Source organism: Mucilaginibacter sp. SJ (genome assembly GCF_028993635.1).
Taxonomy (GTDB): domain Bacteria; phylum Bacteroidota; class Bacteroidia; order Sphingobacteriales; family Sphingobacteriaceae; genus Mucilaginibacter.
This window is the reverse complement of record NZ_CP118631.1, coordinates 3,131,523-3,148,749: the sequence shown is the minus strand read 5'-3', so window position 1 is coordinate 3,148,749 and position 17,227 is coordinate 3,131,523. Positions and strand designations below refer to the sequence as shown.

Annotated in this window: 9 protein-coding genes; 8 read left to right on the top strand and 1 reads right to left on the bottom strand. The window is 43.3% G+C overall.

Going from position 1 to position 17,227, the window contains the following annotated elements:
* The first annotated feature begins 63 nt into the window (after nt 1–63).
* The 4 genes from MusilaSJ_RS12540 to MusilaSJ_RS12525 all read left to right on the top strand — a co-directional run bounded on the left by MusilaSJ_RS12540 (nt 64) and on the right by MusilaSJ_RS12525 (nt 7,183).
* Nucleotides 64–1,707 carry a tetratricopeptide repeat protein gene (locus MusilaSJ_RS12540; RefSeq protein ID WP_274990258.1) on the top strand — a complete coding sequence of 548 codons (1,644 nt, stop codon included), beginning with the start codon at nt 64–66 and terminating at the stop codon, nt 1,705–1,707.
* A gap of 255 nt (nt 1,708–1,962) precedes the next feature.
* On the top strand, nt 1,963–4,731 hold the full coding sequence (locus MusilaSJ_RS12535) for a TonB-dependent receptor (RefSeq protein WP_274990257.1): 2,769 nt from the start codon (nt 1,963–1,965) through the stop codon (nt 4,729–4,731).
* Between the two features lie 34 nt (nt 4,732–4,765).
* Complete coding sequence (locus tag MusilaSJ_RS12530) at nt 4,766–6,019, top strand: right-handed parallel beta-helix repeat-containing protein (protein WP_274990256.1); 1,254 nt, start codon at nt 4,766–4,768, stop codon at nt 6,017–6,019.
* A gap of 63 nt (nt 6,020–6,082) precedes the next feature.
* Entirely contained in the window at nt 6,083–7,183 is a 1,101-nt protein-coding gene (locus tag MusilaSJ_RS12525; protein ID WP_274990255.1) for a phytase, read from the top strand.
* Between the two features lie 64 nt (nt 7,184–7,247).
* Here MusilaSJ_RS12525 and MusilaSJ_RS12520 read toward each other — a convergent pair whose 3' ends face one another.
* Nucleotides 7,248–7,808: a thioredoxin family protein gene (locus MusilaSJ_RS12520; RefSeq protein WP_274990254.1), complete on the bottom strand. Its 561-nt coding sequence runs from the start codon at nt 7,806–7,808 to the stop codon at nt 7,248–7,250.
* A gap of 153 nt (nt 7,809–7,961) precedes the next feature.
* On the opposite strand from MusilaSJ_RS12520, the gene MusilaSJ_RS12515 reads away from it, so the two are divergent.
* The 4 genes from MusilaSJ_RS12515 to MusilaSJ_RS12500 all read left to right on the top strand — a co-directional run bounded on the left by MusilaSJ_RS12515 (nt 7,962) and on the right by MusilaSJ_RS12500 (nt 17,183).
* Nucleotides 7,962–8,990 carry a glycoside hydrolase family 53 protein gene (locus MusilaSJ_RS12515; RefSeq protein WP_274990253.1) on the top strand — a complete coding sequence of 343 codons (1,029 nt, stop codon included), beginning with the start codon at nt 7,962–7,964 and terminating at the stop codon, nt 8,988–8,990.
* A 165-nt stretch (nt 8,991–9,155) separates the two neighbouring features.
* Entirely contained in the window at nt 9,156–12,506 is a 3,351-nt protein-coding gene (locus MusilaSJ_RS12510; RefSeq protein WP_274990252.1) for a VCBS repeat-containing protein, read from the top strand.
* Between the two features lie 10 nt (nt 12,507–12,516).
* Entirely contained in the window at nt 12,517–13,842 is a 1,326-nt protein-coding gene (locus tag MusilaSJ_RS12505) for a vanadium-dependent haloperoxidase (protein ID WP_274990251.1), read from the top strand.
* 200 nt (nt 13,843–14,042) lie between these two features.
* A complete protein-coding gene (locus MusilaSJ_RS12500) occupies nt 14,043–17,183 on the top strand; it encodes a glycoside hydrolase family 2 TIM barrel-domain containing protein (RefSeq protein ID WP_274990250.1) in 3,141 nt (1,046 codons plus the stop codon).
* Nucleotides 17,184–17,227: the final 44 nt, after the last annotated feature.

The following is a 17,227-nucleotide window of genomic DNA, read 5'->3' as shown; positions in this document are numbered from 1 at the left end:
CTTTTTGTGCGCAGGTACCAAAAGACGGCTTCTTTGCAATGACAATCCGCTTAGTTTTCAGATATGATTAAACTCTACACCAGGCTTATTCAATTAGCATTTTACCTGTTTGTATTAATATCTGGTACAGGGGTACAGGCACAATCAAACAAAACCGACCGGTTTCAACAGCTTCAATCGCTCTCACAGCAACATCCCGATTCGGTGCTTATCATTCTGAAAAAACTCCACGCCGATGCTGTTCAGGATAATGATAATCTTACCGCCGGCTTGAGTCTGCAGCAGATGGGACAGATCTGTTTTAACCAGGGGCATTATGCTCAAGCCCTTGATTTTTATTTGCATGCTGATAAGGTATTTGGGCAGATAGGCAATAAGGATTTATTGGCCGAAAATTGGGGCAAAATGGGGATTCTGTATTATTACAACAGGCAGTCTGATAAGTCATTTCAGTTGTACAACAAGGCACTGAATCTTTATAAAGCAACCAATAACAAAAAGGGGCAGGCCGAAATATTTGGAGCGATAGGCCATCTTTACGAGAAGCATCACAAATATGACAGCTCCTTTTACTACCAGCGGCTGGCCCTGAACAGTTACCAGCGGATAGGGGATGATTATGGCCAGGCAAAAATATACGAGAACCTTGGCAGTATCCATGAAGATCTGGCCAATTATGATTCATCATATTCCTGCTTTAAAAAGTCATTAGAAATCTACAATAAGTACAATAATGAAGTCGCGAGTATTGAGGTTATCAATAACATTGGCGATATTTTGCGGAAAACCGATAAGTACGAAGAAGGGATCATACAATCGCGTAAAGCTTATGTATTGTCATTGAAAACAGATAACATGTACCAACTGGCTGCCTCTTGCCGTGACCTCGGCAAGTCGTATCAGTTGCTTAACCGGATGGATAGCGCTTATCATTACCTCGAATTGAGCCGTAAATATTCGCTTGATGTATACTCAAGGGAAAGTTTAAAGCAAACCTCATTTTTGCAGGTACTGTATGATATGGATAAAAAAAGCGATGAGATTGTTCGCCTTAACAACATCCGCAAAACTAACCAGATTGTCACCATTGCAGGTGTTACTATTTCCCTGCTGCTGATTATACTTGGCTTTGTAACCTTCAGCAGGCAACGCCTTAAAATTCGCGACCAACGTGTTCTGGCCGAGCAAAACCGATCGATTTTTGAAGCCCAGCGCGATTTGATGGAGCTGGAGCTTAAGAATAAACAACTGGAAGAAGAAAGCCTTAAGCAGCAGTTGGAACTTAAAGGGCAGGAGCTGTCATCCCATACATTAAACCTCATCAAAAACAATCAGCTATTGGAAAGTATGCGTAATACGCTGCAGGATATGGTGAAAGAAGATAAGCGTGATCAGAAAAGGCAGATGCAGCAAATTATCCAGCAAATAAACCAAAGCTTTAACCACGAGCAGCACTGGAAGGAGTTTACTTTTGCCTTTGAGCAGGTTCACCAAAGTTTTTTTGAGAAGCTGAAGCAGCAGAGCAGTGATCTTACTTCTACAGATCTGCGTTTAATAGCGCTGCTTAAGGTTAATATGGATTCGAAGGATATTGCCGGTTTGTTGGGCATCTCTATTGATAGTTTACGGGTTGCCCGTTACCGTTTACGCAAGAAACTCAACATTGACCAGGGCGAGAATCTTACGACTTTTATACAAGCCCTGTAGTTTAATTGCCGCTGATCTACTTGTGTTTTTGAGGCTTAACATTTGCTTAATGTAACGGTAACTGAATGATAATGGCGGTTTGTGTTTTTATTATATCATTGAAAATCAATTAATTATATTTTTGTGTTGCTGTTGCGTATACGCTGTATGTAACGCTGTTTCCTTTTTGTAACGCTATTATTAATGCAAGTATGAGTTGTTTAAACACCTTTGCGCCGTCAAAAAGCAAATCACAATTGCATTAATCGTCGCAAAATGAAAAAATACTTACAAACATTATTGTTCATGCTTTTGTGCGTTACCGCCGCTAACGCAACCAAGCTAAAAGGTCATGTTTATGACCGCAAAACCGGCGAACCTATGGTAGGGGCTACCGTGAGCCTCGACCGAACGAAGATCGCCACAACCACCGGTCTGGATGGTTCGTTTGAATTAAAGGATGTTCTCAAGGGTTCTTATACTGTTAGGGTATCTTATGTTTTATACACAACCGCAACCCAACAGATTGAAATATCCAAAGATGACAACCCACATCTGAAGATATATCTCGAAGAGGCAAACAAGCAGTTGCAGGAAATCAGCGTGGTGTCACAAAAAAATGGCTCGACTGAAAGAACGGCCCGTCGCATTGAGCAGCAGGCCACACAGGTAATGAACGTCGTATCGGGCAGGGCTATCGAAGTATCTCCCGATTTAACAGTGGCCAATGTGATCTCCCGCGTATCTGGTGTATCGGTTGAGCGTAATACTAACGGCGATGGTCAATATGCTATTTTACGCGGTATGGATAAGCGCTATAACTATACGCTGGTAAACGGGGTTAAAATACCAAGCCCTGATAACAAATACCGTTATGTACCGCTTGATATTTTCCCTTCAGACCTGCTATCGCGACTGGAAGTTTATAAAACCCTTACTCCAAACCTGGAAGGCGATGCTGTTGGCGGCGTTGTTAACATGGTAATGAAAGATGCCCCGGAGCGATTTGAGATAAACGCTAATTTGGCGGGTGGTTACAGCCAGTTACTGATTGATCGTAAATTTATGAGCTACGATTATTCAGGTATTAACCACAAGTCGCCTTATGAAGTAAATGGGAAGGCATATCAGGCAACTCAGGCTGATTTTGGCAAGGGAACATTAGATTATTCGCTTAAGCACCCTGCGCCAAATGTTGTTGGTAGCCTGTCGTTAGGCCAGCGCTTTTTTAATAATAAGCTGGGCGTATTAGTAGCCGGAAGTTACCAGAACACCTATCGTGGCAGCAACAGCGTGTTTTATAGCACCAAGGTAGTACCAACAGCCGAGTACGCCGCAGTTACCAGCCGGGCCGACAGGGAATACTCTGAACAGCAAAAACGTTACGGTTTATTTTCAAAAGTTGATTATGTGATAGACAACCGCAATAAACTGAGCTTGTTTAACACCTATGTTAACTTAACCAACATCCAGGTCCGTGACGAAAAATCTACCAATTTTTCAACTGATTACGACCCGGATAAAGGAAATGCCCAGTTAGGTTATTCAACCCGCAGCCGCTTTACCGAGCAACAAATTTACAGCGGAACGCTACGTGGTGATCATAAGTTATTTAATGATAAACTTAAAGTACAGTGGTCGGCAGTTTATTCTTCGGCCGAAAACGAAGTGCCCAATAATACCACCATCAGCTTAAACGGCGTGCGCGAAAACTTTGTCGACAGGCGCACTTATCTCACTAACGGTACTTCGCTTACCCACCGCTGGGAGCGTAATACTGATGAAGATAAAGCCGGTTACCTTGATCTTACTTATACTGCGCCAATTGGAGGTGTTCATGTTGATTTCTCTGCCGGTGGTTTATACCGCGATAAAGAACGCAGCAGCTTCTATAACAATTACAATCTTACTGCAACCAATCCGGGTGCCTTATATGGTACCGATTTCACGAATTATACCCAGCTGAACTTTAACGTAACCAACCCGGGTGGTGCTGTAAATAACTCCTTAACCAATGACGCATCTGAAAAGATAGGCGCAGGATATGGTATGTTTAAGTTTACTACAAAAACCATCCAGGTAGTTGGTGGTGCACGTGTAGAACACACTGATCAGGGGTACAGGATGCTTTTCCCACAGGGCGAGTCAAGGCCAACCGGAAATCAGAAATATACCGATGTATTGCCAAGCTTAACACTGAAATATTTTTTAACAGATAAACAACAGTTTCATGCTTCCTACTTCAAATCAGTTAACCGTCCGGGCTTTTATGAGCTTATCCCAGGCGGACGAATTGGTGACGAATATAACGAGCGTGGTAACCCCGACCTTAAACATGCTGTTGCCGATAACTATGATTTAAGGTATGAGCTGTTCCCTGACGCAAGTATGCAATTGTTAGCGGGCGCGTTTTACAAAAGGATCACAAACCCGATAGAATATAGCTTCCAGGCTGATGCCACACGGGGGCAGGATACTTATTACGTGCCGGGTAACTTTGGTACAGCTAAAAACTATGGACTTGAGCTTGATTTCATTAAATTCTTCAGCAAGTTTGGTGTGAAAGCAAATTATACTTATACGCACTCGCGCATCACTACGCCTAAAGACGCTTATATGACTGATGCTAATGGCGATACCCGCAAAGTTTCAGTAAATCAAACCAGGCCTTTATATGGTCAGTCAGAGCATATCGCTAACCTATCATTATTGTATAAAGACACTAAGAAGGGCTGGGATGCACAAATTGCCGGAGCTTATACCGGTCCGCGTATCAACACTGTATCGCAGTTTGTGAATAACGACCTTTGGCAGCGAGGCTTTATCCAGATGGATGTATCGGCTGAAAAACATTTCAAAAACAACCTGAGCGTATTTATCAAAGCGGGCAACCTGCTTAATACTCCGGCTAAATTGTTCCTGAAAGGTACAAACCCTGAAAATTCAACACTTAAGGATGATAATATTGTATCAAACGGGCAAACCTTAATCCGTAGTGACTACTATAAGCAAACTTACCTGATAGGTGTTCGATACAAACTTTAAAATAATTTATCAACCATAAATAAAAGGCATTACAATGAAACTAAAACAAATATTCGCGGCAGTGCTGCTATCGGCCATAGCCTTTAGCAGTTGCAGGAAAGCTAACCTTGATGTTGATGCAAGCTCGGGCGACGGATCGGCAAGCGGCGAGGTATCAGGCGTTTGGGCAAAAGGAAGCACACAGATCATTAAAGGTGATATTATTATTCCCGAAGGTAAATCACTTACTATTGAAGAGGGGGTAACCGTATTGATGGATACCATTGCCAAGCCGGAATTTATAGTAAAAGGTAACCTGTATTCATTAGGTACCGCCGAAAACCCGGTAAGGATAACAGTAAACGCTGCGTATCGTACCGATGCCAAAAAGTTTGGGAAAATGTGGGGCGGGATTCTTGCCGCTAAAACCTGCGCCGAGCTGGTACTTGACCATACCATTTTAGAGTATGGCGGTAATACTACTTCTGATGCTTCAACTTCGGTAAAACAAGGCCTTTACAAAGCTGTAGCCGGCGAAAATGTACCCGCATTGTGGTTTTCAAATGTGAATGGTAAACTGATTGTAGTAAACTCAACTGTGCGTAATTTCCAAGAAGATTGTACTTATATTGAGGGGGGCAAGATCATTTTTGCCAACAATACTTTTTATACCACAGGGGTAACAGGCGGTGAGGCCATGAACTTTAAATCGGGCTGTTTGGCAGACGTTGGCTTTAACCTGGTTTACAGCGCCAACACCAATGCACTGAAGTTATCGAACTCGGGCGACCGTACGCCGCAGGCTTACATCATCTGTTATAATAACACCATGGTAAATACCGGCTGGCGCAGGCCATCGGCAAAGGGCGGTTCTATCTGGCTGGAAAACAACGTTCATGCGGATATTTACAACAACCTGTTTGCAAACACACGTTTTGGTATCAAACGCGACACCAAATCAACCGAAGATAAACGTACCGTGATCAGCAATAATTTTTACTACGGCTACGATCAAACTACGGTAAATCAGTTTCAGCCATCAAAAGATATTATTGGCGGAGTTAATGAAATCAGAGGTACTCAGGCAGGTGATAACGATCCTAAATTTGTGAACTACCCTGAATCAACCCCGGTATTGAACGCTGTTTACGATATCAACTGGGATTTTCATTTACAAAGCGGTTCACCGGCTTTAAATAAGGGCATAACCAACTTTACCCGTCATCATGCTGCGGGTATTACTGTAAGCGGGATAAATTATGTATCTCCTGACCCGGCTAATTACATCGGCGCTTTCGGAACAAAATAAATTAAATCATGGCAATGATCCTGCACTCTTTCCTTGCAGGATCATTTTTTTTAATAATGATCGATGAATAAATTAAGCAAATTAACATATATATTATTTGCTGTAGCCATAGGTAATACTGCTTGCGGCCAAAGCCAGATACGCAACAGTAATGGGCTTACCATCCCGGGCAGCACAGCACCCGAGATAAAACCGGTAGTTATCACGGAACCGGTATTGTACGATACCGATGATCCGGCTATATGGATCAATCCTGCCGATCCTGCTCAAAGCCTGATCATAGGCACGGATAAAAACAGCGAAGGCGCACTTTATGTGTTCGACCTGCAGGGTAAAATTATTAAGGATAAGGTTGTTCGTGGCTTAAAGCGGCCAAACAACGTTGACCTGGCCTATGGGTTGATGCTTGGCGGTAAACCCACCGATATTGCTATTACCACCGAGCGCATGACCCACAAACTGCGGATCTATTCATTGCCTGATATGAAACCCGTAGACAATGGCGGTATTGACGCCTTTGTTGGCGAAACCGGCTTTGAATACCGGGATTTGATGGGCATCTCTATCTATACTGCAAAAGATGGAAAAATGTATGCCATCGCAGGCCGCAAAAATGGTCCGCAAACAGGCGGATATATCTGGCAATATTTGCTTGAAGATGATGGTACCGGCAATGTTAAAGCTACATTGGTACGTAAGTTTGGTAAATACAGTGGCAAAAAAGAAATTGAATCAATAGCTGTTGATAATGAGCTGGGGTACATCTACTACTCAGACGAACAGGTAGGGGTACGCCAGTATTATGCCGACCCTGAAAAAGGCGACCAGGGCCTGGCTATATTCGGCACCACGGGCTTTAATGCCGATCATGAAGGAATCTCGATTTATAAGCTGACAGATACAACCGGATATATCCTTGTATCTGACCAGGGGGCCAACCGTTTCCAGGTTTTCAGTAGGGAAGGTACCAAAGCAAACCCTTTTGAACACAAACTTTTGAAGATAGCTAATGTAGCAGCAAGACAAAGTGACGGCAGTGATGTAACTGCTACTCCTTTAAATGGTACCTTTAAACATGGCATTTTTGTGGTAATGAGTACCGATAAAACTTTTCACTATTACCGCTGGGAAGATATAGCAGGCAAAGAACTTAAGGTAAAATAGAGCTAAGCTATTTTTGTTTTAAATAATGATTCCGGGCAGATCATCTGTCCCGGAATTGCTGTTATCATAATGTTGCATTAATGATGGACAAAAATTCCAGCTGAAAACTTTCACCTTTATCCTCGTTATACCATTTCTGCAATGCTATCTTCTTCTCGCCCATTTCAATATGGTCTTCAACCATTTGAAGGTATAATCGCTGGCATTCGGCCGGCCGCGGCCCCCATGTACCGAGGTCCTGATTGTGTTCATCTGCAATAATGATCTTCGGTATTGACCGGGTGCCATTGGTAAGGTAACTCTCGATCAAAAATGGCGGCGAATCCCTTAACTGGTAATCAACTTTAATAAGCGGGTTTAGTTCCGAAAGGCGATGCAGGAATGGTATGGTATGCGAAGCATCGCCGCACCAGGCCTCAGTAATAACAGTCCATAATTGTGGTTTGCTGATCTTTTCGATGGCATTTGTCAAATCCGGGTTCAGTACGCCAACCTTTAGCCAGCGCTGCTGGCGCGACCAATTGAGCTTTGTATAATTTAAATAATCCGGGTTGTCGTACGGAGCCAGGGGATTAGGGCTATTCAAAATATCGAAAAATAGCTGCTGATATGCTGTGAAATCCATAATAATTGCATTTGGCGCCATTTATGGCAGTTCCTTTTACGATATGAAATTAAATAATGTGCGTGTGAATTTTGTTGATGTAGGTTAATTTCGATAACCTTTACAGGGCTATGATTAATATACTATGTATTTTTGATTATCAAAGCGGGATACATGAAAATTAAAATAAACAAACTGCTATTAATAGCAATTAGCCTGGTATGCACCGGCGCTTTATCTGCCTACAAATATTCGCCGGCCAAAAATGTTCCGGTTAAGTTTAAGCAGATCATGGGCGCCGATATTTCATTTATCCCCCAGCTGGAAGCTGAGGGGCATAAGTTTTATGATAACGGCGTAAACAAGGACCCTTTCACCATTTTGAAAGATCATGGCTTTAACTATGTACGGCTTCGTATATTCAATAATCCTAAGGCCGATAGCGGATACTCGGCAAAAGGCTATTGTGGTTTGGAAGATACCAAAAAGATGGCTCTGCGCATTAAAAAAGCCGGAATGGGCTTCTTACTCGATTTTCATTACAGTGATAACTGGGCCGATCCCGGTAAGCAATACAAACCTGCTGCCTGGAAAAAGCTCAACAACCAGCAACTGCAGGATTCTATAAAGGCATTTACCCGGCTTACCTTGCTGGCCCTAAAAAAGCAGGGCACGCTGCCCGATATGGTGCAGGTAGGTAACGAAATTAACCACGGCATTTTATGGCCCGACGGCCGTGTCAAAAACCTGGATACCCTGGCTGGCTTTTTAAAGGCTGGCATTAACAGTGTCAAAAGTGTGAGCAGCAATATCAGGGTAATGCTGCATATTGCCTGCGGCGGGCAAAATGCAGAATCAAGATACTTTGTAGATAACATGCTCAAACGCGGAGTTAATTTCGATATCATTGGCCAATCATATTATCCCGAGTGGCATGGCACACCGGATAGTTTACGCAACAACCTTACCGACCTCAACACCCGTTATAAACAGGATGTGATAGTGGTTGAATATTCGCAGCGCAAACGCGAGGTAAATGATATAGCTTTTTCATTACCTGGTAATAAAGTTAAAGGCACTTTTATTTGGGAGCCCTTTAGCTGGGGCGAAACCTTTGTTGATAAACAGGGAAATACCAATGGGCATATGGCTCCTTATGATAGCATCAGTAAACAATATCATATTGGTCCATCCAGCAAATAAGTATATCGTCATTGCGAAGGGGGGCTATTAAGCAATCTTCGACTTACAGAACCGCTTTGTACTGTTTCTTAAAAGTGATTTTTCTAAAGATATTTTCCATGAAGAATAATTGTTATATTGACAGCAAATTTGCGATGCCCGTTATCGTAACCTCAATAAACCAAAATGAAGATATTCCGGTGCCCCCTCCCGCTTAAAAAGCGAAAAGAACAATCGTTTTTGATGTTCCCGGCTTTATGTATCCTGATGTTATTCGCAGGGTGCAATCATGAGCCCTCTGCCAATTCACAACAACCCTTGTTTAAACTATTGCAGCAAGAGCAAACACATATTGATTTTGCCAATACCTTAACCGAGGGTTTAAACACCAACGTGCTGATGTACGAGTATTTTTATAACGGTGGTGGTGTGGCTGTTGGCGACTTAAACGGCGATGGCCTGCAGGATCTTTATTTTACGGGCAACATGACCGACAATAAATTGTACCTGAACCAGGGCAATATGCAGTTTAAGGATATTACTGCTGACGCCGGTGTAGCAGGCAGGCCCGGTCCCTGGAAAACAGGAGTAACCATTGCTGATGTTAACGGCGATGGTAAGCTGGATATCTATATATGTTATTCGGGCAAAATAAGGGCCGAGAAACGGATTAACCAGCTATTTATAAACCAGGGCAACGATGCCGCCGGAGTACCTATGTTTAAAGACCTGACTGTTGATTACGGCCTTGATTTCCCATCATTCAGTACGCAAGCATACTTTTTTGATTGTGACCGGGACGGCGATCTCGACCTGTTGTTAGTTAACCACAACCCGGCACGGATTAGCATTCTTGATGATGCATTTGTTAAAGAGATGTCGGCCAAAAAAGATAACGAATCGGGGATCAGGCTGCTGCAGAATGACAATAATCATTTTACTGATGTTACCGGTTCCGCAGGCATTATCAACACCTCGTTGTCATACGGCCTTGCAGCCGGTATTGCCGATATTAATGGCGATGGCTGGCCGGATATTTATGTATCCAATGATTACAGTATTCCCGACAGGTTATATATTAATAACGGGAAGGGAAGTTTTACCGATGAGCTCCAAAAACAGATTGGTCATAGTTCCTTCTACTCCATGGGAAATGATGTAGCCGATATTAACAATGATGGCAAACCCGATATCTACACCCTGGATATGCTTCCTGAAGATAACAAACGGCAGAAGCTATTATTCGGCGTTGATAATTATGAAGCCTTCGACCTGAACCTGCGGGTTGGCTTTTATTACCAATATATGCGTAACATGTTGCAGATCAACAACGGCAATAACTCGTTTAGCGAGATAGGGCAGTTGGCCGGAGTTTCCAATACCGACTGGAGCTGGTCGCCCCTTTTTGCCGATTATGACAATGATGGCTGGAAGGATCTGTTTGTAAGCAATGGATATACCCGCGATTACACCAATATGGATTTCCTGAAATTTATGGGTGATAACCTTAAAGACAGGCGCGTAATGCGGCAGGACCTCCTGGATATCGTAAACCAGATGCCCTCATCGCAAATGAAAAGTTACCTGTTTAAAAATAACGGCAATACTACGTTCACCAACACAAGCGAGCAGTGGGGCATAACGCTGCCATCAAACAGCAACGGCGCCGCTTATGCCGATCTGGATAATGACGGTGACCTTGACCTGGTGGTAAACAATATCAATCAGCCTGCTTTTGTTTATGAAAACCAGGCAGCTAAACAAAATGACAACCATTATTTATCGATAAAATTAAATGGCAATGGGGCCAATACCCAGGGTATTGGGGCTAAGGTGAGCATCTATTCGGGCAATAAAACGCAATACCTGGAGCAAATGCCAAACCGTGGTTACCAGTCAACCGTGTCAACAGTACTTCATTTTGGATTGGGAAAAGATAAACAGGTAGATTCATTAAGGGTCATCTGGCAAAGCGGCAAGTCGCAAGTGCTTCAAAAAGTAAAAGCCGATAAGCAGCTTGTTTTAAATGAAAAGGACGCATTGGGTACCAATCCGGTGCAAAAGCAAATCAATCCGATATTTAAAGAGGTACCTGCTCCTATAGCCTCCCAGGAAAGCGATAATACCATCAATGATTTTAAACGGCAGCCGTTAATGGTTAACTCCATATCTTTTTCGGGTTCCATCCTTACTAAAGGTGATGCAAATGGCGATGGGCTCGAGGATATTTATGCCGGCGCGCATGATGGCAAGGCCGGTGTTTTATACCTGCAGCAAAAAGATGGGAAATTTATAAGTAAAGCTGTTCCCGCCTTCGACGCCGATAAGAATAGCACCGATGCGGCTGCATTGTTTTTTGATGCCAATGGCGATGGTAAGCCCGACCTGTATGTTTGCTCCGGCGGCTATGCCGATTATAAACCGGATGATGTCTTATTGCAGGACAGGCTTTATCTCAATGATGGCAAAGGAAATTTTAACAAGACAAACAACGCTTTGCCCCAAATGATCAGCAGTAAAAGCTGTGTAAAAGCGGCCGATATCAACGGCGATGGTTCACCTGATTTGTTTGTCGGCGGCAGGGTAATACCCGGGCAGTATCCCGAAGCGCCCGAAAGCTATATTTTGATCAATGATGGCAAGGGACATTTTACTGATGAAACTGCAAAATATAACCCGGCATTGAAAAATATAGGCATGGTGACCGATGCTGCCTGGGTTGATATGAACGGTGATAAAAAGCCCGACCTTGTGCTGGCCGGCGAATGGATGCCGATCACTGTTTTTGAAAATAGCGGCGCCAAACTAACCGATGCTACAACAAAATACTTTGATAAAAAATATGCCGGCTGGTGGAACTGTTTACAGGTAAGCGATATCAACCATGACGGCCATCCTGATATTATAGCCGGAAACGTTGGTTTAAATACGCAATGTAAAGCAAGCGATGTCGAGCCTGCGGAAATGTTTTATAAAGATTTTGATGATAACGGCTCCGTTGACCCGATGCTTTGTTTTTACATTCAGCATAAAAGTTACCCTTTTGTAAGCCGTGATGAATTGCTTGACCAAATGAGTGTTATGCGTGGCCGGTTTCCCGATTATAAAAGCTATGCCGATGCTACAATGGACAAGATTTTTACTGCCGAAGAAATAAAAGATGTAAAAAAACTGACAGCTAATGAACTGGCTACAGCATGCTTTATCAGTAATGCACAAGGGAAATTAAAGCTGGCGGCATTACCCTTACAGGCCCAGTATTCGCCGGTTTTTACCATTACTTCATTTGATTATGATCGCGATGGCAAAGATGATCTTTTGCTTTGCGGCAACATCAACAAGGCCCGAATCCGTTTTGGTAAATATGATGCTAATTACGGTGTACTGCTTAAGGGCGATGGCAAGGGTAATTACCAATACATAAACCAGCAGCAATCGGGCTTTAACATCAGGGGAGATGTTAGGAGTGTACTTCAATTAAATAACGTTTTACTATTTGCCCTCGATAAAGGCAAACTAAAGGCATATAAGCAATAATAAAAAGGCAATGAAAAAACTGTTAATGCTAATACCGGCCTGTGGCTTATTTGTGATGATAAGCTGCAGCCCGAAAAAGCAACCCGAATTAACCAACCAGGATGTGAGCAAAGTTGTTGGCCATATGACCAGCGTAATGATTCATGATGTTACCAACCCACCGTTGGCAGCCCGTTTTTTTGCTTATACCTGCCTTGCAGGGTACGAGGTAGTTGCCGAAAACGACAAACAGATCAACAGTATGCGCGGTGTATTGAATCAATATCCGGATATCAAACACCCCAAACAAAATACCGGTTATAATTATCAGCTAAGCGCAGTACTGGCCATGTTTGAAACATCTGCCAAGCTGTTGCCATCGGGTACCTTAATGCTGGGCTACGAGTCTTCCTTTATTGATTCGTGCAAAAACATCGGCTTCAGCAGCGAAGTTATCGACAGTTCAAAAAGCTATGCCAAAACAATCAGTAAACAAATCCTGGCTTATGCCAAGGCTGATGGTTACCGGAAAATAAACAACTATCCGCGTTATAAGCTTAAGCAAACACCAGGCAGCTGGGACCTTACCCCGCCTGCTTATATGCTACCTGTTGAGCCGTATTTTAACACGATAAGGCCCATGACGCTTGATTCGGCCGCACAATTTGTGCCTGATGCGCCTATTCCTTTTTCAACCGATAAGAATTCGCTTTTTTATAAGTTTTTGCAGATGAGCTACGCCAAAAGTGGCAATGCTTTAAAGCAGGAAGAAAAAGATATTGCCAATTTTTGGGATTGTAATCCCTTTGCCGTTCAAAATGACGGTCACATGCTCATCGGCCTTAAAAAAATCTCGCCGGGGGCACATTGGATGGGGATAACGGCTATTGCCTGTAAGCAGGCCAAAACCGGTTTCTCCAAAACTGTGCAGATCAATACCGCTGTAGCCATAGGCCTGCTGGATGGTTTTATTTGCTGCTGGGAAGATAAATATCGCACTAATCGCATCAGGCCCGAAACTGCCATCCGTAGGTATATAGATCCGCATTGGAAACCCCTGCTGCAAACCCCGCCATTCCCTGAGTACATCAGTGGCCATTCGGTGGTTTCAACAACGGCTGCGGTTATCCTCACGCATTACCTGGGCGATAATTTTAAATATACCGATGATGTAGAAGTAAGTTATGGTATCCCGCCAAGGCATTTCAACTCGTTTATACAGGCCGCCAAAGAAGCTGCTATTTCAAGATTTTGGGGAGGCATTCATTTTATGGATGCTATTGATAACGGTATCGTTCAGGGGAACAAGGTTGGCAACCTGGTCGTGACTAAATTGAGCGGGCAAAAGAAGTCATAAAATAATACGATACAAATAGATAAAAGGTTTTAGCATTTTTGTACATATGTATATGTGACAGTTGTTATATTTGAGTTTTATAATTCTTTGTTTCGGATCTGCGATATAAAAATCAAATCATTTCAACCAAATATATACCTATGCGCCAATCTCATTTTAACAAACAATTCTTTCGGGTTTTGTTGCTTTTCATTTTCGTGTTGAGCCATAAAACAGGCTTTAGCTTTCAGCAGGCTGACAACGGGCTATCGAAGTCGGATACAGCTTCTGTTCCGAAAGAGATCGAAGATCCTGAAAACATTGGCATTAATAAGGAGGCAAGCCATGCCACGCTGATGCCTTATGCGTCTTTAAAAGAGGCTTTGGCCGGCAACAGGCGGGCTTCAACTTTTAGCCGCAGCCTAAACGGACTTTGGAAATTTAACTGGGTGGACTGGCCGCAGAAACGTCCTGTTAATTTTTATAAACCCGGCTATGATGTATCCGGTTGGAAGAATATCAAAGTGCCATCCAACTGGCAGGTTGAAGGTTACGGCACCCCGTATTACAGTAACTTTACTTATATTTTTCAGAAAGATTTTCCGAGGGTGATGAGCACCCCGCCGGTGAAATATACAGCCTATAAGGAAAGAAACCCGGTAGGCAGCTATCGCCGCGATTTTACTATACCTACTGAATGGAACAGCCGCCGCATTTTTATCACCTTTGATGGGGTTGATGCTGGTTTTTTTATCTGGGTAAATGGTAAAAAAGTTGGTTACAGTGTAAATAGCCGTAATGCTGCCGAGTTTGACCTTACCAAATACGTTAAACCGGGCAAAAATACTTTAGCTGTCGAGGTGTACCGCTTTACCACCGGTAGTTACCTTGAAGATCAGGACATGTGGCGCTTAAGCGGGATATTCAGGAATGTAACCCTTTGGAGCAGTCCGCAGGAGCATATCAGGGACTATTTTGTGAAAACAAATCTTGATAAGCAATACAAAAATGCCGATGTGCTGGTATCGGCCAAAATAAAAAACTATGGTACAGTAGCTGTTAAGGCCCGTTTGCTGGATGTGGCTTTATATAATGGTTCGGTGCCTGTTTCGGGTGCTACCGTGAAAAAAGCTATTCCTGCCCTAAAACCAGGCGAAGAGGTAACAGTTGAGGCGAGTTTCCATGTAAACAATCCGCAGAAATGGACAGCCGAAACGCCAAAGCTTTATACCACAGTTGTAAAAATTGATGATGGCGCAAATGCCGTTGAAACGCTGTCATCGCGAACCGGTTTCAGAAATATAGAAATTAAAGGCCGATTATTTTTGGTTAATGGCGTGCCTATTAAACTGAAAGGTGTAAACCGCCATGAAAACTGGCCGAATGATGGGCATGCCGTTACTGAAGAGCAAATGATCAGGGATATTGTGCTCATTAAGCAGGCTAATTGCAACCATGTGCGTACCTGCCATTATTCTGACGATCCGAGATGGTATGAACTGTGCGACCAGTATGGAATTTACCTTGTTGCTGAAGCTAATTTGGAAAGCCACGGTGCGTGGGATGAATTTAATGAAGAACCCAGGATTAAAGCCGCGTTGATTGACAGGAACGTGGCCAACGTAGAGAACTTTAAAAATCACCCTTCAGTTATCATCTGGAGTTTAGGTAACGAATGCGGCAGCGGCGGTTCAAACTTCAGGGCTATCCTGAAAGTAATAAAAGGTATTGATGATACACGTCCAACACATTACCAGGGCTTTGGCATAGGCAAAAACAATCCTGCCGATATGGACAGCGAAATGTATACTGATGTAGAGAACCTGGAAAAACATGCCAACGATCAAAGCCTTACCAAACCATTTTACCTGTGCGAGTATGCACACGCTATGTTCAACTCTATGGGTTCTGTTGATATTTATAACGACTTGTTTGATAAATATCCGCAATTATTAGGCGGCGCTATCTGGGAATGGCAGGATCAGGGCATCTATAATAACCGTGACCCTAAGCATCCTATCACTGCTTTTGGCGGTGGTTTTGGCGAGTATCCGAACGATCAGTACTTCATTCACAAAGGCGTTGTATTTTCCGACCGTTCGTTGAAACCGCACTATCCCGAGTTAAAACATGCCTACCAATGGATCAGCGTTCATCCCAAAGATCTGAAAAATGGCCTGGTGACAATCAAAAACCGTTACCAGTTTATTAACCTAAACGGTTTAACTGCCAAATGGGTAGTGACGGAGGATGGTACAACCGTATCTTCAGGCGATTTACCGCTTAAGGAAATTAAACCGGGCGAAGAGCTTGATGTAAAAGTTCCGTACCAGGTTACCCCTAAATCCGGTGCAGAGTATTTCCTGAGGATCTCATTTGACCTCGCTGCCGATAAAATGTGGGCCAAAAAAGGATTTGAAGTAGCCGCTCAGCAACTGGAACTGCCTATTGCTGTACCGGCGGCTAAAGAACAACCTACGGCAGGTAAACTATCTTTATCTGATGCCGGTAATGAGATCAAAGTAAAAGGCGATGGTTTTAGCCTGGAGTTTGATAAAGAAAAAGGAACTTTCTCAAAAATGGAGAAAGGCGGGGAAAACGTTTTGCAAAATAACGGCGGCCCTATGTTGCACCTATGGCGCGCACCACACCGCAAGGATGATATGTGGGCTTATGACGATTGGGTTAAATATGGTCTTAAAGAGATCAGCTGGAAAACAGATGCGGTAAAAAGCACCCAACTATCCGCAGGGCAGGTAGAAATCAAAGTAAACCTCACCGGGACCGGTAAGCACGATTTTGTTGTTCATCACCAGGTAACTTATACCATAAACAGCAACGGCATTATTAAAGCAGACAATAATGTAAGCTTTAATGCCGATCCGAAACTGGTGCTGGGCAGGTTAGGGGTTCGTTTGTTCCTGAAAAAGGACTTAAACCAATTTGAATATTTTGGCCGCGGGCCGATGGAAAACTATGCCGACAGAAAAAGCGGCTTTGATGTTGGCCGTTACTCAAGCAGCATAGCGCAACAGCAAACCCCATACGAAAAGCCGATGGATTGCGGTAATCATGAGGATGTAAGATGGGCTAAGGTAAGTACTGTTAAAGGCTCTGGTATTGCTGTTAAACAAGCAGGTGAGCTGTTCCAGGTAACTGCGCTGCCATATAGCGATGAGGAAATGACCGATGTGGAATACAAGATAGATTTGCCGAAAAGCAAAGGCACTGTATTATGCATCAGCCATAAAACTTTAGGCGTTGGCTCATATGGATGCGGCCCTAAACCACTGGAACAGTACAGGGTTTATGCAAAAGATGCAAGTTTTAGCTACCAGATCCAGCTATTCGGTAAAAAATAGTTACTGATTAAAATAATTTAGATTGGGGGAGCAGATGATCATTT